The organism is Phyllobacterium sp. SB3 (assembly GCF_040009165.1).
In the GTDB taxonomy this organism is placed as follows: domain Bacteria; phylum Pseudomonadota; class Alphaproteobacteria; order Rhizobiales; family Rhizobiaceae; genus Phyllobacterium.
Window position 1 is genome coordinate 112,071 of the sequence record NZ_JBDYKI010000011.1, and the last position, 17,895, is coordinate 129,965.

The 17,895-nt window shown below is 53.6% G+C and carries 15 protein-coding genes and 2 pseudogenes; 2 read left to right on the forward strand and 15 right to left on the reverse strand.

Going from position 1 to position 17,895, the window contains the following annotated elements:
- Positions 1-186: 186 nt before the first annotated feature.
- The 10 genes from ABKW30_RS26890 to ABKW30_RS26935 form a co-directional block, all read right to left on the reverse strand.
- Positions 187-1,071 carry a branched-chain amino acid ABC transporter permease gene (locus tag ABKW30_RS26890; RefSeq protein ID WP_348602022.1) on the reverse strand — a complete coding sequence of 295 codons (885 nt, stop codon included), beginning with the start codon at positions 1,069-1,071 and terminating at the stop codon, positions 187-189.
- Positions 1,064-1,837 carry an ABC transporter ATP-binding protein gene (locus ABKW30_RS26895; protein ID WP_348602023.1) on the reverse strand — a complete coding sequence of 258 codons (774 nt, stop codon included), beginning with the start codon at positions 1,835-1,837 and terminating at the stop codon, positions 1,064-1,066. The genes ABKW30_RS26890 and ABKW30_RS26895 overlap by 8 nt, the downstream gene beginning before the upstream one ends.
- On the reverse strand, positions 1,834-2,811 hold the full coding sequence (locus tag ABKW30_RS26900) for a branched-chain amino acid ABC transporter permease (RefSeq protein ID WP_348602024.1): 978 nt from the start codon (positions 2,809-2,811) through the stop codon (positions 1,834-1,836). Before ABKW30_RS26900 ends, ABKW30_RS26895 begins: the two co-directional genes overlap by 4 nt.
- On the reverse strand, positions 2,780-3,508 hold the full coding sequence (locus ABKW30_RS26905; protein WP_348602025.1) for an ABC transporter ATP-binding protein: 729 nt from the start codon (positions 3,506-3,508) through the stop codon (positions 2,780-2,782). The genes ABKW30_RS26900 and ABKW30_RS26905 overlap by 32 nt, the downstream gene beginning before the upstream one ends.
- Before the next feature lie 15 nt (positions 3,509-3,523).
- The gene (locus tag ABKW30_RS26910) at positions 3,524-4,657 is read right to left on the reverse strand and encodes an ABC transporter substrate-binding protein (RefSeq protein ID WP_348602026.1); all 1,134 of its coding nucleotides are present in this window, start codon (positions 4,655-4,657) and stop codon (positions 3,524-3,526) included.
- 44 nt (positions 4,658-4,701) lie between these two features.
- Positions 4,702-6,252 (reverse strand): hydantoinase B/oxoprolinase family protein, encoded by a 1,551-nt coding sequence (locus tag ABKW30_RS26915; RefSeq protein WP_348602027.1) that lies wholly within the window; start codon positions 6,250-6,252, stop codon positions 4,702-4,704.
- Positions 6,249-8,363 carry a hydantoinase/oxoprolinase family protein gene (locus tag ABKW30_RS26920; RefSeq protein ID WP_348602028.1) on the reverse strand — a complete coding sequence of 705 codons (2,115 nt, stop codon included), beginning with the start codon at positions 8,361-8,363 and terminating at the stop codon, positions 6,249-6,251. Before ABKW30_RS26920 ends, ABKW30_RS26915 begins: the two co-directional genes overlap by 4 nt.
- A gap of 17 nt (positions 8,364-8,380) precedes the next feature.
- On the reverse strand, positions 8,381-9,262 hold the full coding sequence (locus ABKW30_RS26925) for a 3-keto-5-aminohexanoate cleavage protein (protein ID WP_348602029.1): 882 nt from the start codon (positions 9,260-9,262) through the stop codon (positions 8,381-8,383).
- A complete protein-coding gene (locus tag ABKW30_RS26930) occupies positions 9,259-10,053 on the reverse strand; it encodes an aldolase/citrate lyase family protein (RefSeq protein WP_348602030.1) in 795 nt (264 codons plus the stop codon). The genes ABKW30_RS26925 and ABKW30_RS26930 overlap by 4 nt, the downstream gene beginning before the upstream one ends.
- 64 nt (positions 10,054-10,117) lie before the next feature.
- Positions 10,118-10,486 (reverse strand): cupin domain-containing protein, encoded by a 369-nt coding sequence (locus ABKW30_RS26935; protein WP_348602031.1) that lies wholly within the window; start codon positions 10,484-10,486, stop codon positions 10,118-10,120.
- 111 nt (positions 10,487-10,597) lie between these two features.
- On the opposite strand from ABKW30_RS26935, the gene ABKW30_RS26940 reads away from it, so the two are divergent.
- Positions 10,598-11,491 (forward strand): LysR substrate-binding domain-containing protein, encoded by an 894-nt coding sequence (locus ABKW30_RS26940; protein WP_348602032.1) that lies wholly within the window; start codon positions 10,598-10,600, stop codon positions 11,489-11,491.
- Between the two features lie 1,155 nt (positions 11,492-12,646).
- On the opposite strand, the gene ABKW30_RS26945 is transcribed toward ABKW30_RS26940, so the two are convergent.
- The 3 genes and pseudogenes from ABKW30_RS26945 to ABKW30_RS26955 all read right to left on the reverse strand — a co-directional run bounded on the left by ABKW30_RS26945 (position 12,647) and on the right by ABKW30_RS26955 (position 14,166).
- Positions 12,647-13,231, reverse strand: a complete 585-nt coding sequence (locus ABKW30_RS26945) for a nucleotidyl transferase AbiEii/AbiGii toxin family protein (RefSeq protein WP_348602067.1) — start codon at positions 13,229-13,231, stop codon at positions 12,647-12,649.
- 37 nt (positions 13,232-13,268) lie between these two features.
- Positions 13,269-13,388: pseudogene (locus ABKW30_RS26950) on the reverse strand (nucleotidyl transferase AbiEii/AbiGii toxin family protein); the annotation flags it as partial.
- Positions 13,389-13,551: 163 nt separating this feature from the next.
- Positions 13,552-14,166, reverse strand: coding sequence for a type IV toxin-antitoxin system AbiEi family antitoxin domain-containing protein (locus ABKW30_RS26955; protein ID WP_348602033.1), 615 nt, complete (start codon positions 14,164-14,166; stop codon positions 13,552-13,554).
- Between the two features lie 190 nt (positions 14,167-14,356).
- Here ABKW30_RS26955 and ABKW30_RS26960 point away from each other — a divergent pair.
- Positions 14,357-15,353 (forward strand): annotated as a pseudogene (locus ABKW30_RS26960) (IS110 family transposase).
- A gap of 543 nt (positions 15,354-15,896) precedes the next feature.
- On the opposite strand, the gene ABKW30_RS26965 reads toward ABKW30_RS26960, so the two are convergent.
- Together ABKW30_RS26965 and ABKW30_RS26970 are read right to left on the reverse strand one after the other, a co-directional pair.
- Positions 15,897-16,535, reverse strand: coding sequence for a dihydroxyacetone kinase subunit L (locus ABKW30_RS26965; protein WP_348602034.1), 639 nt, complete (start codon positions 16,533-16,535; stop codon positions 15,897-15,899).
- Between the two features lie 10 nt (positions 16,536-16,545).
- The gene (locus tag ABKW30_RS26970) at positions 16,546-17,547 is read right to left on the reverse strand and encodes a dihydroxyacetone kinase subunit DhaK (RefSeq protein ID WP_348602035.1); all 1,002 of its coding nucleotides are present in this window, start codon (positions 17,545-17,547) and stop codon (positions 16,546-16,548) included.
- Between the last annotated feature and the right edge of the window lie 348 nt (positions 17,548-17,895).

The window sequence follows — 17,895 nt, forward strand, 5'->3', positions numbered from 1 at the left end:
GCTATTTAGGCGTCCAAAAAGGTCACCAATAAACGTTCCTTTGAAAAGGCCGATAAGAGCGGATTTTGCCTTCGCGTCGTTCACAGAATTCTAGGACTGCCAACCAGCAGTCGAAAGAAGTACATAGTGCCTTATGAGCAGACGTTGCGATGCGCCCAATACAACACGTGTTAATAATCGATACTTCTATTTGTCTGCAGCCTTGCCCATAATTCCCGAGGGCCTGAAGAAAAGGAAGATCAGCAATATGGTCAAGGCGGCAATATTTTTTTGACCCGATCCAAATGCGACCGACGCAAAGGATTGTGAAACCCCCAAGACAAGCCCTCCGGCAAACGCACCTACAGGCCTGCCAAACCCGCCAATGATCGCAGCGATAAATCCGGAAATTGCAAAGGGTGTGCCCACATTGAATGCAGTGTACTGAGTGGGCGCGATTAAAATTCCCGCTATTGCACCAAGCCCGGCACTGATTGCAAACGCAAGTGACAACATTCGAGATACAGGAATACCCTGTAGCTGCGCGGCCTGTCTATCGACCGCACAGGCGCGTAGTGCCTTTCCTATAAGTGTGCGCTTGAAAAACACCCCGAGAATGACGACAAGCAGGATTGATGCTCCGACATTCCATAGGAGCTGATAAGATACAGCTACACTTCCGAGCATGATTGGTGGCAGGTCTGTGAACACGGGGAGAGCTTTTGGCTGATCGCCCAAAAACAGAAGCGTGGCGCGCTCAACAACAATCTGTACCGCCAACGTGGCGAGGATCATGGCGAACATGGAAGCATTGCGGTTCCACAGCGGCCTGACTACCAGCCGTTCGATTGCCACGCCAACCACAACCACGAGCACAACGGCAGTGACGGCAGCAACAGGCATGGGGAAATTATAATAGGTCATGAAAAAGTGTGTAAGCATTCCGCCCAGCATAACGAATGCACCTTGGGAGAAATTGACGATGCCACTTGCATTGTAAATCACGCAAAAACCGATCGCGATGAGGCCGTAGATACAGCCAACTCCTATTCCACTCACAAGGACCTGTGCCAAAGCCGAAGATTCAAACATGTGTGGCCTCCATTCCGCCCAGATACGCCTCAAGGACCGCGGGATCTTTACGTATTTGGTCTGGCGTCCCACTCGCTATACATCGCCCGAAATCGAGAACCACAATGTGTTGTGCTATGTCCATTATCAGTGACATGTCATGTTCAATCAGAAGCACTGTCGTGCCATTGGCTGCCACGTTTCGGATTATCTCGGCCAATCGCTCGGTTTCATTACGATCAAGACCGGCAGCAGGCTCATCCAAAAGAAGCAGCTTCGGTTCTGCGGCCAGCGCCCGGGCAATCTCGAGCAGACGCTGCTGGCCATATGGAAGAATGCCCGCCAAATCTTCCGCATGAGCGGACAAGCCAACAGACGAAAGTATTGCGTTGGCATTCTTACGGACATCCAGTTCCTGCTGCCTGGCCCATCCGGGTCTGAGGAGGGCTGCGCCAAGATTTCCTTGTGTGCGAAGATGTGAACCAACTTCGACGTTCTCCAGTACCGTTAGCGATTTGAACAGCTGGACAAGTTGAAACGTGCGTACCAATCCCAGTTTGGCGATCTGGTCGGGAGAAAATCCCGTCAAATCATTTCCTTCAAAACGGACCAAACCTCCGGTTGGAGTAACGAAACCCGAGATCATGTTGAAGAGTGTCGTTTTACCGGCGCCGTTGGGACCTATCACGGCAGTTATGCTTCCATTTTCTACGTCAAACGAAATGTCTTTCGCTGCAACGAGCCCGCCATACTGCTTTCCAAGAGCGTTTACCTCGAGAATTTTCATCGGCCACTCCGCAATTTCTCGGTCAGGAAAGAGCCAATCGAGGCCAAACCATTTGGTGCATAGATGAGGATTACGATTAGAGTCGTGCCGTAAAACAAGTCTTGGTAATCTTTGAAGGCTCTAAAGGTCTCGGGCAGCAGGCTTATTATGACAGCGCCGATAAGAGGTCCGAGCGAGGATCCCAAGCCGCCCACATACAGCATGGTAAAACCAAGATTGACCATGTGGAGGCCGAAGACCTCAGGGCTCACATAGCCGACGACGTGGACAAAAAGCCAACCACTAACAGATGCATAGAGCGCGGCGATAACGAAGGCGACCAGCTTGTAGCGAGAAACATTGATGCCCAATGCCAGGGCTGCGTTTTCGCTTCCTGCGATGGCGGCGAAAGCGCGCCCCAGCCTCGATTGGCGTATAAAACGAGACATCAAGAGCCCAGTGCCTGCTATAATTGCCAGCACAACCAGTTTTTGATTGTCCGTATTGGCTTGATAATCGCCGATGCCAAGCGGTGCGATCCCCGAGATTCCCGTGTACCCACCAGTAACGTCCTCCCATTGAATGGCAATCTCATAGACGATCAAACCGATTGCCAATGTACCCATTGCCAAATAATGGCCTTTGAGCCGCAAAGTTGGATAGCCGATCAATATTGCGGCGGCGACCGATAGACAGCAACCGATTACCAGACCGACCAGCGGCTCCCATTCCATGGTTACGCTCAACCAGGCCGAGCTGTAGCCGCCAATGGCTGCAAAAGCATTTTGCCCGAATGAAACCTGTCCGGTATAGCCCATGAAGATGTTCAATCCAGTCACGAAGACCGTGTAGATGAGCGCAAAGCCGAGCACCGACGCCAGATAGCCATCTCCAGTTAGCGCGTAAATAAGGACAAGGAGGGTTGCGACATACGGTGTAAATGCCGCTATCCGCATTATCGGATTAGGTGAAGTAGTAATGGGCAAGATCGTCATGGGATTTGATCTCTCTCGGATCGATTTCGGCAACCACTCGGCCAAGCGACAGAATGTAGACACGGCTGGCAAGCCGTAAGGCGAGAGGAGCTTTTTGCTCTACAAGCATGATAGTCAGCCCCTCCCGGTTTAACTGCCCCAGCGCCTCGAGTATTTCTCCTATGATGCGCGGCGCCAATCCAAGAGACGGTTCATCAAGCAGGAGGAGTTTCGGTCCTGCCATTAATGCGCGACCGACAGCCAACATCTGCTGTTCCCCTCCCGATAGCGAACCCGCGATCTGCGTGAGCCTTTCCTTCAGGCGAGGAAACAGACCAAGAACTTTTGACATTCTTTCGCCGGTAACGGTTGATCTCGAACCGAGCAGATATGCGCCCAGCTCAAGATTTTCCAAAACCGTCATCGGAGAAAAAATTCCCCTCCCCTCCGGCACGAGAATTATTCCTTTTGACGCAAGATTGGCCGGATTGTTGCGTTTTGTTTCCTGTCCGAGAAATGCCACCGAGCCCGAATTTTCGACAAGTCCCATAGTGGCGCGCATGAGCGTGGATTTGCCTGCACCGTTCGGCCCGAGAACGGCAACAAACTCACCCTTGTCGAGATGAAAACTTGTCGGACGCAGGGCCTGTACATTGCCGTAGTTCGCGGTCAATTCCCTGACTTCGAGAAATCTATTTTCCGGTACCTCCACGCTCATACCTCCCAGTACGATTTACTTGGCGAAAACCAAGGCTCCACCCGAAATCTGCATCAATGAGAGCGGGTTTTCCGTCATGCCGAAATGGGCTGTAGGGGAAAAATTATAGATTCCGCCAGCACCCTGTAATCCTGATAGCTTCTCAATCGCATCGCGGACCTTGGCTCCTTCAGTAGTCTGGGCTTTTTTCATTGCCTCAGCAGCTATCATCACTGAATCCCAGCCCCTCACTGCCCAGTTTGGATCGCGCTGCCCATACTTCGCGCGCCATGGTTCAAGAAACTGCCAGATTGCTTTTTTCTGCTGACTGTCATCCAGCAGGTCGTAGATTTGCGGAGGTGACGCCACAAAGAAAAACTTGTCGCCAAGCACTTCCGATACAGGCTTGAACACCGCTACGTCCTCCAGCGACGTGAGCAAGAGCACATCAAAACCGAGCTGTTTGATGTTCTTTGCCGCAGTCAAAGTGGTGCCGCCAAGACCAATTTTTAAAATCGCACCAGCGCCAGCTTCTTTTGTCTTGATAATCTGCGTACTGAGGTCGGCATCATCCTGCTTGTATCGCTCATTGGCGACCAGCGTAAGACCGAACGACTCTGCCCTCTTTTCTGCAATGTCCGACTGAAGCTTTCCGTATGGGCTTGGGTCGGAAAGGACGGCGATCTTTTTGATCGAGGTATAATCTCTTATATACTCAAGGCGCTTTTCAATTTCGAACGCTGGTGGTGTTATCGGGGTAAAAGCCCATTTTTCCTGAGCGGGTGGCTTGGGAAGAATGGAGCCGAGCAACATGGGAATTTCCGCCTGTACTGCCAGCGGAGCACCGGCGAAATTGCCCGCAGACAGAACGCCGTTGACCAGGATGTCGACTTTATCAGATGTGATCAACTTTTTATAGATCGTCACCGCCTCCTGCGGCTCCGAACGGTTATCTTCGGCTTGCACAATTATTTGCCGGTTCAAAATACCGCCATGCGCATTTAGATAATCAGCCGCAAGCATTACACCGTCTCGCCAGCCATTATCAGCTGTAGCGGCATAGCCCGTGAGACCGACGGATACGCCGATCTTAATGTTGTCTTCGGCTTTGGATGCTCCCGCTGTCACGACACCCATGATGGCCATCGCCGCAATCACTATTTTTTTCATTTGTGTTCCCTCCCTTGTTGTTTTTTAGTTTCCGGCAAGAAATATTACGCCGCCGGGCCGTAGCCACCACCACCTGGTGTCTCCATGAGAACATGGTCATCGGGTTGCATGAGGATTTTGTTGGCAACGATGACGGCTTCACCGTTGACAATGAACTTGCCTACCGCGCCTGGATTACCGCCGGCCATGCCTTCTGCCGGGCAATTCAACCGGCTTGGAACCGCGTTGAGTGTCCAGGGCACGTCCGTGTTCATGTGAAATGCAATCACCTGGCCTTCTCCTCCGGAAAACTTGCCCTTGCCGCCCGAACTGACCCGGAGTTCCCGCCTGTCGAAAACGATCGGCATCGTTGCTTCAAGAATCTCCACAGGCACCGCCGCCACACCCGTGGGGAAACAGGTCGCGTCCGGTCCATCCTTCGTCGCACGGGCTCCCATGCCGCCAGAATAGTTGAACATGGATGACGTGAAAGGCGAACCGTCCGCCTTCTGACCCTGGATCTGCACAGTCCATACCGCGCCCGAGCCCTCTGCAATGACCTTGTCAGGTATTACCTCGTAAAGGGCTTTGAGAATGGGCATGGGAACAAACATTCCCACAACATGTCTGGCATTGACCGGGGAAGGGTACTGCGCATTCAGGATGCAGCCTTTCGGCGCTTTTACTTTTATGGGAGACAGCGAGCCGTAATTGTTTGGCAACGATGGATTGAGGCAGCTGCGTATTGCAAATGTCGAATAGGCGTGCGTGTAGTTCATGACCACATTGACGCCGCTTCTGCTCGCTCCCGAGCTGCCCGCAAAATCGATTATGATATCGCCCGCGATGGGGTCGATTGTCACAGCCGCCATCAACTCGATCAAATCCCCGCCTGGAACGTCGATCTTGCTTTCCCCGTGCCAAGTTCCCGCAGGCAGTTCGGATATCGCTTGTCGGGTAGCAGCTTCTGAACGACTGATGATCTGTTCGGATAGCTCGTCAATGTCATCAAGTCCGTGTAATGCGCAGAATGTGGCCAGCCTCTCGCCGCCGATCTTTCCGCTGGAGACTTGCGCTGACAGATCGCCGAATACGTGGTCGGGCGTCCGCACATTGTGCCTGATAATATTATGGAGCATCTCGTTGGGCTCACCGGCCGAGTATAGCTTGGATGGCGGAATCCAGAGGCCCTCCTCGTGTACATCACGTGCTCCGGCGCCTATCCCATAGCCGCCGATATCTGTGTGATGGATGGTTGACCCCAAAAACGCGATCAGTCTTCCATCAACAAAAGCTGGCGAGAAAATAGTGATGTCGAAAAAGTGTCCTGCGGAAAGCCATGGATCGTTTGTAATGATCACATCGCCCTCTACGAACTGTCCTTTGAACATCTCTGCCAGGGCAAAGCCGGCGTGCCCCAGCGAATTGATGTGACCCGGCGTTCCAGTTGTAGCCTGAGCGACCATCCGGCCCTTTGGATCAAAGAGTGCCGTGGCCAGATCGCCAGCCTCCCGGACAATCGGGCTGAAAGCGATGCGTTGCAGAGCCTTTGCCTGTTCCGTGACCAGCCCGATAAGATTTGACCAAAGTATTTCGAGTTCGATGCCGTCCATCATATTCCATTCCTCGTGGCGACTATGCATCCGATTTCATTGACCGTGGCGGCCCATCTTGGTGGTATGACGATAGTGGTTTCCCGCTCTTCGATTATTGCCGGTCCGGCGATCGTTTGTGCAATTCGCAGGTGGTTTCGCTGATAGAGCGCGACTTGGCCATCATCCTCCCACAAATGAACAGTTCGCTTCGTGGGTGGCACATCTGTTCGGTTTTCATCGGTCAGACGCTGCGTCTGCACCGTGATCTCCGGGCCCATTGCAGTGACCCGCCAGCTCACGACTTCGATTGGAACGTGAGAGGGCGTAACGCCATATTGCGCGAAGTATGCCGTCTCGAATGCTTTGCGTATTGCCTCGGAATCGTGCTCCTGGCGAGGATTCGTTTCGAGAAAGACAGTAACCTCATTCTGCTGACCGAAATATCTGAGATCAGCTCCAAAATTGAGGTGAATATCTGCAGTCGTGCATCCGGCGTCCCCTAAGGCAGCATTTCCTTCTTCGATCATGCTGTCGAGTATTGTATCGACCCTGGTCCATTCAAGTTCATCCAGTCTTGAAAGCCCGCTTCTGACCAGGTCCAGTCTCACGGGCGTGACCAGTGTACCGAAGGCAGAGAGCACGCTTGCCTGGGGTGGAAAGATGACGCTGGTACTTTGCAGCAACTCCCCAACGGCGCAGGCATGAACCGGTCCAGCACCGCCGAATGCGAGCAGGGGCATACCTCTGTAGTCAACGCCCCGATCCGTTGCGTGCGCCCGTGCCGCAAGTGCCATCGTCTCAGCGACAATTCTGAAAATACCACGAGCCGTTTGTATGGTTCCCGTGCCAAGCTTTTTGCCCAGCCCCTCTAGCGCGTGAAGTGCTGCAGTCTTGTCCAGCGGCATGTCGCCACCTAGAAATCCGTCGGGATCAAGCAGACCCAAGGCCACGTCGGCATCCGTTACCGTGGCTTGTTCACCACCACGACCGTAACAAGCAGGACCAGGCTCCGAACCGGCGCTGCGCGGTCCAACTTTCAGCAACCCAAGACTATCGACAGATGCGATACTGCCGCCGCCCGCACCAATTTCGATCATGTCGATAGATGGGATCGTGAGCGGCATCCCGCTGCCTTCGCAGAACCGGTAAACCCGGTCTACTTCGAAAGCCCCGGTCACGAGTGGCGCGAAATCTTCGATCAGGCACGCTTTGGCCGTCGTTCCGCCCATGTCGAAGGAGAGCAGTCGGGTCATGTCCAATTGTCGGGCAAAATGCGTCGCTGCCAGTGCCCCGGCGGCAGGGCCGCTTTCAATCATGCGCACGGGATTGCGGCCTGCTATATCAGCACCGATCACACCGCCAGAACTTAGCATGATCAGCGGTTTATTCTTGATGCCTTCTTCGATCAATTTTCCCGCAAGCGCCTTAAGATAAGGCTCTGTTATCGGCATTGTGAATGCATTGACCGCCGTTGTCGAGGCGCGCGGATATTCACGGATCTGCGGCGCGACGGACGAGGAAAGACTGACATAAATCTCAGGCAAAGCCTTCTTCAATCCTTCGAGGACCGCTTCCTCATTCGCTGCATTGCGAAACGAATTCAGAAGACAGACTGCAACGGATGCAATGCCCTTTGCGCGCAGCTCGCCTGCTAATTTTTCAATGTCCGCAGGATGGACTGCTTTTCGGATCGTGCCGTCGGCAAATGTGCGCTCTGAAATGCCGAACGTGAATTCAGCCGGGACCAGAGGTTCTGGAAATTCGATCTGGAGATCGAACATCTCATAGCGATGTTCGTTGCGAATTGACAGAATATCGCGAAAACCTTCAGTTGTAACAAGCGCGGTTGGCGGGCCTTTGCGCTCGATCAATGCGTTAGTCACGACCGTGGTAGCGTGCACCACAACTCCTGTCAGGCTCGCCGGTTCGACCTTTGCCTTGTCCAGTACGGAGTGAACCCCTCGAAAAAAGCCTTCCAGCAAGTTCTGATGAGTCGACAATGTTTTATCAACGAACAAAGTGCCGTCATCAGCACGAAGAACAATATCCGTAAATGTGCCACCTATATCTACAGCGAGAGAGTAGGTCGTCGTCTTTATTCGAGGCGCCGTTCCACTGGTGGGATCTTTCATTAAAACTTCCATCGACATCACGCGCCTTTCAATTTCAGTATCTGTCGTGCTTGCGCCGGCGTAGCCAGTGAACACCCTTGCGAGCGGACAATATTTGCGGCGGCGGCAATCAAACTGGCATTCGTGGCTTTCGAACCATCCGGCATGAACCTCGTATCTTCCAGACCGACGCGAATGTGCCCCCCAGCCCGTACAATGTGCGGCACCAGCCCAAGCTGGTTGCGTCCGCAGCCAAAAGCAGCCCAGATTGATTGTGCCGGCAGCTGAGCTCGCATTCCTTCCAGCGCCGAAAGTGTATCTGGCGCGCCATAGCCGGTGCCAAGACATAGCTGGATGAAGGAAGGCTTCTCGACATAGCCTTCCTCAATCAGTTTCTTGGCCGTCTCAATTTGCCCGAGGTCAAAGCATTCGAGTTCCGGTCGTATTCCGGCATCCCTCATCAATACGGCCATTGATCTTAAATCTGAGGGCCGCCCTACGAAAATGCTCTCGCCGATGCCGAAAACGCCACAATCAATCGTTGCTATCTCAGGCTTTAGTTCCAGTGCGTGCCGGATGCGCTCTATCGGCATCGCAAGAGAGGTTCCGTCGGCCAATCTCAAGCCGTCGCTCCATTCCAGCGATACGAGCGATGCCATGCTGCAAGTAAGATTGAGAACAATATCCGTCCCGCTTGAGCGCACCATTGCGACGACTGCGGAATAGAGTTCAAAACTATTCGAACCGTGACCTGTCTGAGGATCTCGCACATGTATATGGGCGATAGCCGCACCGTTCTGCGAGGCATGCATGACTTCTTTGGCAATATCACCTGGCGTAATTGGGATCGCGGGATGTTCCGCCAAAGCAGCGGTTCCTCCACCATTTATTGCGCAGGTCAATATGACTTCCCGGCTCATCGGACGCTTCCATTGGAGAGTTCGCGTACTCTAGCGCAGCCGGAATCCGCCGCCTGTGACATGAACATCGCATCCTGGGCAAGCGCGACAAAGTTGAAGCCGCGCTGGAAATGGCCAACCGCCTGTTGAGCGTCGAGTGCAAAAATGCCTGCGTGTTTGCCATGCTGGCGGCAAGATGCGGCGACGGTTTCGACAGCCGTGAGTACCATATCGGAAGTTACTGCGAGGGATCTGCCGTTGGTAAGTGAAACAGAAAGGTCGGTTGGTCCGACGAACACACCGTCGACGCCCTCTACTCTGAGAATCTCGTCAAGGTTGCTGAGTGCCTCCGCCGTTTCGATCATGACAAAACACTGGGTCAATTCATTGCTGCGTTGCAAATAGAGATCGCCGCTAAGTCCGGACAGCGGAAGCGCTCGACGGGGACCCCAGCTTCGAAGTCCTACCGGGGGGTATTTTACGAAGGTTACCAACTGCCTTGCGTCTGCGGCGCTGTTGATCATTGGGCAAATGATTGCGGCTGCACCAAGATCCAGTGCTCTGCTGGCAAACGCAAAATCACCGACTGGAATGCGTATAAGTGCTGGCTTATCGGAATAAGCCGCTGCAGCTATGGCAGGACCAATTGTCGACCCGCTAAACATTCCGTGCTGGCAGTCAAGTATAAAGGAATCGAGTGCAGTTCTGACCAATATCTCAATGACGTTTAAGTCAGGGATTTGAACGAAGGTCGTTAAGTGCTGCGAGCCGCTGTTTAAAGACAGCAAACCTCGGCTGTGCGTTTCTGCCATGCTGGAACCTCCCGGTATCGAACTAATGCGCTTCTCTGGCTTTTAGTGACGCTCGAGCCGAGGCTTAAAAATCAGGCTTCTGGTGTTCCACGAGATGCAGGTAATCTTGACGGAGCGGGACAAAGATATCCAAATTCATGACAACTTCATCGCCGATAGGGATGCCGCCGTGGACAACATCCGGTGGAACCCGCAGTACTGAACCTGCTCCAACCTCAAACGTCTCATCGCCCACTACCCAGCGCATCCGTCCTGTCAAAATGCAGGCGATCTGCTCAAAAGGGTGGCTATGAGGTTTGAGTTCCATACCAGGGCTCAACGTATTCATGACGAGAAGAACATTTTCGCCCCTGAAGCCGGCTCTTTCCACACAATCGCGCACTTTTTCAGTTGGTAAATTCGCCCAGGATACAGGGCCCTTAAAGTCTTCCATGAGGTCCTCCCAGACGCTCGGTGCGTCTCTGCAAGCGCACCAGTACTTCTAAAGATTGCGTACTGTGCTTCATTTGACAAATCGAATAATCAGTTTTATTCATCGAAAATTATGATTTATCCGAGCTTGAAGCAATTGCAGGCATTTGTGATCGTTAGCGAATTGAAGAGTTTCGCGAAGGCGGCGGAATTCTTGCACCTTTCGCAACCGGCCCTAAGCGAAGCTGTCAACCAGCTGGAACAACGAGTGGGGAGCGTTTTGATCAAGCGAACAACACGCACTATGTCGCTGACATCGGTTGGAAGATATATGCTTCCACGGGCGCGGAGTATCGTCGATGAGCTTACCCGCATGATGTCGGACGTATCCGACCTGACAAATCTGAAACGTGGACACGTGAACGTTGGATGTCTGGCTTCGATCGCCTATCAATATTTGCCGCGCGTCATCTCGCAATTCCAGCAGCGGCACCCCGATATACGATTGAATGTGAGAGATGATAATGCTGCCGGATTGTTTCGCCTGCTTGAGACGCGCGAGATTGATTTTGCCATAACAAGCAAGACAGATTCGAACGTTGGCATTGAATTCGAAACCCTCCTCACCGACAATTATCATCTTCTATGCCGGTCCGACCACCCGCTCGCCGGACGGCGGAGTGTCGAATGGAGTGAACTTGGATCACACGCTTATATTGGATGGGCCAAAGGTACAGCAAATCGTTTTGCGGTAGAAGTGGGCCTTAACGAGGTCGGGATCGAGCTAACACCTACATTTGAATTATCGCAGTTGGGAACGGTGCTCGGAATGGTAGATCTGGCGCTTGGCGTTGCCGCAGTACCGTTTCTTGCATGCCCAACATCAGCAAAGTATGCCGCCCCTCTGCTAACGAACCCACAAATCAGCCGGGAAGTTGGGATAGCCACGTTGACGGACAATCTTCCATCGCCCGCCGCCAAAAGGTTTATCACAATGGTCGCAAACCAGCTGCGCGATACCCTGTGATAACAATAATTGGCGCCAGACTGGCGAACAATACGTTGGCCCATATGTGACATTGGGTTCACTCACGGCGTCGTGGGTTCTTTAATGTTTACGGAGTCTGAATTTCTACTCACATATTCTGGGGGCGTGGGGTGCTGTGTCCGCCTAGAGCAATATGGAATCTCAGTAAAGCCACAGCTGACAATGTTCTAGTGCACTTGGCACTGACCAAAGTCTATCGTTTTGCGAACGTGGATAAGATCGAGGATATGGTTTGGCGACGCGGGCATCTTTTTCGGGCTCATCGATTACAGGCCCCCTACTTTTCAAAAAGGTGGGGATGGCCCCTTCGAACAATCATCGCATTGACTGAGACAGTCCCTGATCGGAAAACCACAACATCCAAGAAATCACCGAAGCGCTTCACGATTGGCAGCTGGCGGTCGAGCATAGAATTATCGAACTTTCGGGTGACGCGGTCATTTTCGGGTGGGACAGAGATGAGGTATTGAAAGCTATCGCAGCGATCTTGGACAACAAGTCACTGGCGCTCTACGCAAGTGAACTGCTCTCGGTGGAGACAGAACTGAGCGATTCCATAAAAAAGCCATTTCTAAATTCCCGCTATTCCGTGCCGCAGCTATCCAGCCGCACAGACCGTTCGAAAATATTCCTTTGATGATGCCGAACATGGCCATTTTGGATGAAGACTGCAGAGAGGACCAGTGTTGTCGGTTGGTCTTGGATCAATCGCTACCATTCAAGGACTATCGGAAGCACAATTACGAAAATCTTACCCGTTTGCCGCCGTCTGTCGCCGTTTTTACTACCCCTCACGCCCACTCTATTGTTCAAACAGGATATAACTACTTGAAAAAACACGCAAATTCTTTCTTCCGGTGAAAAAACTCCGACGCAGGGCCTGTCAAAATGCTACGCTTTTGATTTCAAAGGGAAAATCGGCACAAAAATTTTTCTGTGGTTTCAGTAACTATCGGGATCAATCGGACGATTTTTACACCTCGCGACCTCCGACAACGCACCTGACGCTGCGTCTAAAAGTACCGTCATCAAACCATATCACGCTTTGAAAACCGGTGCCATCGGGCCTCGGCACCGGCTGCATTGATAGTTGCGCGTGGTTGCGCGTAGAGTTCCATGTGCAACCTCGAAATGCTATGCGTCAATCCAGGGACCACCGGCCACCCACTGCGCATTGAAAGGCGTAGACTCAGTCGCTGCGATCGTGGGTGGCATCACAAGTTCGGCGATGCGCGCCTGGATTTCCGGAAGAGGCTCCGGCGCGAGGGCGATCTCGGTTCGCTTCAGAAACGCCGCCCATTGGACTTGCTTTGCGTCGGCGAAGCCCGCCGTCAGCGCCAACGGCATCTCGATGGGAAGCCGCGTCTCGCGACGCTCGAAGGTCGTCTGGATCGCCCGCGCCAGAACCTCTCCTTCAAAGGCGAAGGCACCCGCAATGGCCCAGAGATCGAAAAAATCCTTCATGCGCGAATTGAGCATGTTCAGCGCCACCATCGCTTGGAACTTCTCCGCCACAACAGTTTCAGGTGGATAGGCCCTGAGATGCGGCGCCGGCTGCCCCAGAAGCGAAGGATATTCTATATCGACCGGCTCCGGCGTAATCACATCGCCGTATCCAATGTCGACATGCATGGGCAGACGCGCGCCAGCGAGTTCGGCCACGAAGTCCAACCGCACGCCGGCATATTCGTCTTGCTCGCGTGCCGCGGCGGCACGCAGCGTCGGGCCGGAAGATTACCCCATCGTCTTCAACCTGTTTGGCCAGGATTTCCGCAAATACAGCGGCGATGGCAACAGAAGCGTTCTCGCCCAAGCCGAGGAGATCAAGGTCGCCGGTAACACGGTAGGGCACAGGCGCCCATAGGATGAACAACATCGCGCCCTTGAGGACGAAGTGATCCGGTACGGCGAAACACTCAGACGATAGAGCACACGCTCGATGGCATAACGCGTCATCAGCAACTGGGCGTTCTCGCGACGTTCGCGCGCACGCGGCGTCAGCCGATCGCGTACAGAGACGGCAATATTCTTCGGCGCCTTCATGAAACCATGGTCTCGATGTAGGGGCGCATCACGGTCTGGACACGATCAATCTCGGCGTAACGCCAAAGCTCGTTCAGCCCTGCGCGCGCCTTTTGTGATTTGAGGAGATCCCGCAGTGCTTCGATCGCAACATCTAGGCCAATCTTGTTGCGGTGCTTGAAACAGTCAGCGATGGTTTTTGCTGGCGAGGTGATCGGAACAGGCACGCCGTCGATCTGATGGGTCTCTATGCCAGCCGTGAGAACCTCACCGCTGGCACGGACGATCTTCAGCGAGACCGACGGATTGGTCGGCGCCCAGTCCTTTGGCCCGAGCAACATCCACACGGCATGCGGCGTATGGGTCGTGAGATTGTGGAATTGCAGCGCCGACAGCAGGCCGATGATCCCTTTTGGCTGGATACGTGCGGCTTCAGCCAGGCTGGTGGCACTGGCGACCTCAGCATTCGCCAGTTTGTAAAGGCCACGACCGACCTGCTGGAGAACTCCCTCGTCGCGCAGCCTTTGCAGGTAAACGCGGGGCACGCCGGCGGCATCGAAATCGCTACCCCGCGCGATTCCTTGTCGACGTGCGACCTCCAGGGCGCGGTCTCGGTGGGTTTGGGCAATCATAATGGATGTTATAAACCCTCGTTCTTAATTTGCAAGACACAAGGATTTATAACAGGAACACGGATACTGGAGACAAGAATCATCCCGGCAACCCGTCCAACTAAGATGGAGTGGTTGCCGCCCTCCCCAGACGGGATCGTAATGTGCCAAGGTGATGGTGACTTGCACCATTGAGCGGAGAGGACGGCAAATGAAAGATACAATGATCGGGGTTGATCTGGCAAAAAATGTTTTCCAGCTTCATGGATCGTCGATGATGGGCCAGTTAAAGTTCCGCAAGAAACTGACGCGTGGACAGTTTCTTCGCTTCATGGAGAGCCAGCCAATCGCCGTCGTTGTCATGGAGGCTTGCGGTAGCGCCCATCATTGGGCGCGCGAGTTGATGAAACTCGGCCATGAGGTCAAGCTGATCGCACCGCAATACGTAAAACCGTTCGTTAAACGCCAGAAAAATGATGCCGCTGATGCGGAAGCAATTGTCATCGCGGCGCGGCAACCGGAGATGCGTTTCGTGGAACCCAAAACTCCGGACCAGCAAGCGAGAGCGGTTTTGTTCCGGGCCCCTGAGCGCATCGTTCATCAGCGCACGGAACTGGTGAACGCGCTGCGTGCGGTGCTTTATGAATACGGGCAGGTTGTCCCGCTCGGGATCGGCCACGTCAAGCGTATTGAGGGGATTATCGAAGACGATGACATCGCCCTGTCCGACATCGTGCGGGAAGAGTGTTTCGATCTTCTGGCGCAGATTGGTGAGAAGACAGCGCGGATCGAAGGGAAGACGAAAAAGCTTACCGGGCTTTCGAAGCAAAGTGACGCTGCGCGTCGGCTTCAGACAATGCCAGGAGTTGGCCCAATAATTGCTCTGGCTGTTGAGGCTTTTGCACCTGCTATGGAGAGTTTCCGGTGCGGGCGTGATTTTGCAGCGTGGCTTGGACTTGTGCCCCGGCAGTTCTCGTCCGGCGGCAAAGAACGGCTTGGTAAGGTCTCGAAAGCGGGTCAAGCCGATATCCGCAGACTGGGCCAGTCACAAGCCTCCCATGCAGGGATCATGGCTGGCCCGGATGTTGGCGAAGAAGCCAAGAATGCTGGTAGCAATTGCGCTGGCGAACAAAATGGCTCGGAAAATCTGGGCCATGTTGACGAAACAGGAAGATTATCGAGATCCTGCGTTGGCCGTGGCAGTGTGATCTTACGCTAACCGTGATCACCAACGCCGGTAAGGAGGTGTGAGAAGTCGACGACCTGAATGGGCGAATGATCGAACCGATCGGGATAGGGAAAACCAGCTCGCGCCTTTGAGCCTTGAAGCTCGGAACTAAGATTTGGACCCGATCCGCAGATCACCATACCGGCCAGCGGTTTTTGAAAGTGCCGCACTCAAAGGCCTGACAGAAGACCGCACTCGATCACACGTTCACAAGGTCAAAAAGCTTCTTGCATTATGGGCGGCAACCACAGAAGGTGCTTCGTACCTGTTGCCGTTGAAATACAATTTCCGTGCCATAAGATCATCAACGTTTTTTTGGCAACTCACGCGTTTATGAGTCCAGCGGGAAAATTGGTCTTCAGACGTTACGGTAGGGAAGCCGCTCATACCGCGGTGTACACCGCTGTCACAGATCATGACCTTGCCGGCAATCGGCTCGAAGGCCGCCCGGAAGTGGTGTATCGATTTCAACACGACCACGCGCTTTTTTCACAACCGGGCATCGCACTTTATTTGTTGAGTGTTAGCGGGCGGCGAAATCTCGCATCGATTGCACAATAAAAAAGCCAACTGTCGCGCCAGCGTCCTGCAAACCGCGGGTCTTATTCTGGAAAGCCGCAGCCTTGCCGTGCTGAGCAACCATCGACTTAGTATTCTCCAAGGCTTCCGCAGCAACATCCGTTGCGGTTGAAAGCGCACTGTCCAAACTCTCTCCCGAGACTGCTGCATCTTCCAGGGATGCAGCAACAGGATCAAGGACGTCGAGCAGAGTTTTATCGCCAACTTTGGCTTTACCGCGTTCAGCAACACCTATGGCGAAGGCCCTCCAAAAATCGGCGACCTCTTTGGTTCCTAACGAGCTCGCATTTTCGAGCACCTTACTTCCCCGAATGAAGCCTGTGGCTGTCAGGGTTCCCATCGTCGATGGCGCTGTTTTTGCCATGATCACACCGGCTGTACGCAGCATTTTAGCAATCGTTGCACCTTCCTCCTCCTTTGACACGGCATCGGAAGCGGCGGCGAAAGCCTTGTTCATGGTGATCCCAAGATCGCTGTCACCCACCTTGCCGTCGAGCGCGATGAGAAACTCGCGCTGCTCCGAGAATACCGTCTGCCAGGCCTGAAAAAGGCCGGGAAGATCGCGCGCACTGATTACATCCATCGTAGGCACCTTACGCTTTGTAGTGATTGAAAAAAGGCGTGTTTGCGGGAGCGCCGACAAGGCGATCCAGTTCCTCATCAAGATGGAGGATGGAGATCGATGCGCCAGCCATTTCCATAGCGGTCGCAAACTCACCAATCCACACATGCTTGGCCGTGACGCCGCGCTCACCGAGTAACTGGGAAACCCGGCGGAAAAGAATATAAAGCTCTTCCTTTGGAGTTCCGCCCAGTCCATTGACCAGCACTGCCACCTCATCTTTATCGGAAAACGATTGTTCGGCGAAAACACGCTCCATCATCTCGTCAATGACGCTGTCAGCTGGCGCAAGCTTCTTCCTGCTGATTCCAGGTTCGCCATGAATACCCATTCCGATTTCCATCTCGTCCGGACCTATGGAGAATGTTGCATGTCCGATTTCCGGAACCACGCAGCTGCTAAGCGCCACACCGATGGTCCGCGTGCGCAATCGGGCCTTGTCGGCAATGCGCGTTACTTCATCCAGCGAGAAACCTTCCGCTGCCGCTGCACCTGCTGCCTTGAAGACGAAGAAAATGCCGGCGACACCACGCCGCTTATGCTCTTCCCCGACAATCGATGATGCGATGTCGTCATTTCCGACGACCTGTGTCACCTTGATGCCATCGAGGTCTGCAAGCTCGGCGGCCATATCGAAATTGATGATATCGCCCGTATAGTTGCCGTAAATATAGACAACGCCAGCACCCTGATCGATATGCTTCGTCACTTCATACACCTGCTGCGCGCTGGGGGACTGGAAAACACCGCCGACCGCAGCGCCGTCCAGCATTCCCTCACCCACATAGCCGAGGAAAAGCGGCAGGTGTCCAGACCCGCCGCCGGTCGCTAGCCCGACCTTGCCGCTTTTCGGCTTAGCGGTAACCATGCAGTGCATATCATCGGCGACGTAGGTCAGTTGCGGATGGGCGCGATAGATGCCGTCGAGCATCTCTTCCACGAAATCCACTGGATCATTGAGAAATTTCTTCATGTTGTCCTCTAGCCAAAAACAAGGTTTATCAAGATCTTATCTGAGCACTCAGCAATTATGATAGGCAACAACAATCAAGGTCCGCTATATCTTCCTAACTAGCACCGTCGTGCTCGAAGCGTCAGGAATGAATCCATTGATGCAATGTTGGCGCTCCTGCTGTGCCTCGCGACACCATGTTATGGCGTTCGTGGCAGGCGAAATATCTGGGAATTTGTCGCAAAAAGACATCTTTCAAATTACCACCCGCCAATTCTAGCAAGAAATCGCAACCCTTTCCGAAATCTATGTGGTTGTTCGCCACTGCAGCCCGATTGTAAATAGTCACCGTGTCTTTTTTTACCATGA

Bases quoted from the DNA above. Each gene is read 5' to 3' on its own strand.
- ABKW30_RS26925 (WP_348602029.1), bottom strand. From the start codon at position 9,262: ATGAGCCGGGAAGTCATATTGACCTGCGCAATAAATGGTGGAGGAACC.
- ABKW30_RS26965 (WP_348602034.1), bottom strand. From the start codon at position 16,535: ATGGATGTAATCAGTGCGCGCGATCTTCCCGGCCTTTTTCAGGCCTGG.
- ABKW30_RS26910 (WP_348602026.1), bottom strand. From the start codon at position 4,657: ATGAAAAAAATAGTGATTGCGGCGATGGCCATCATGGGTGTCGTGACA.
- ABKW30_RS26915 (WP_348602027.1), bottom strand. From the start codon at position 6,252: ATGATGGACGGCATCGAACTCGAAATACTTTGGTCAAATCTTATCGGG.
- ABKW30_RS26900 (WP_348602024.1), bottom strand. From the start codon at position 2,811: ATGACGATCTTGCCCATTACTACTTCACCTAATCCGATAATGCGGATA.
- ABKW30_RS26905 (WP_348602025.1), bottom strand. From the start codon at position 3,508: ATGAGCGTGGAGGTACCGGAAAATAGATTTCTCGAAGTCAGGGAATTG.
- ABKW30_RS26890 (WP_348602022.1), bottom strand. From the start codon at position 1,071: ATGTTTGAATCTTCGGCTTTGGCACAGGTCCTTGTGAGTGGAATAGGA.
- ABKW30_RS26895 (WP_348602023.1), bottom strand. From the start codon at position 1,837: ATGAAAATTCTCGAGGTAAACGCTCTTGGAAAGCAGTATGGCGGGCTC.
- ABKW30_RS26935 (WP_348602031.1), bottom strand. From the start codon at position 10,486: ATGGAAGACTTTAAGGGCCCTGTATCCTGGGCGAATTTACCAACTGAA.
- ABKW30_RS26920 (WP_348602028.1), bottom strand. From the start codon at position 8,363: ATGAAAGATCCCACCAGTGGAACGGCGCCTCGAATAAAGACGACGACC.
- ABKW30_RS26955 (WP_348602033.1), bottom strand. From the start codon at position 14,166: ATGATTGCCCAAACCCACCGAGACCGCGCCCTGGAGGTCGCACGTCGA.
- ABKW30_RS26940 (WP_348602032.1), top strand. From the start codon at position 10,598: ATGATTTATCCGAGCTTGAAGCAATTGCAGGCATTTGTGATCGTTAGC.
- ABKW30_RS26970 (WP_348602035.1), bottom strand. From the start codon at position 17,547: ATGAAGAAATTTCTCAATGATCCAGTGGATTTCGTGGAAGAGATGCTC.
- ABKW30_RS26930 (WP_348602030.1), bottom strand. From the start codon at position 10,053: ATGGCAGAAACGCACAGCCGAGGTTTGCTGTCTTTAAACAGCGGCTCG.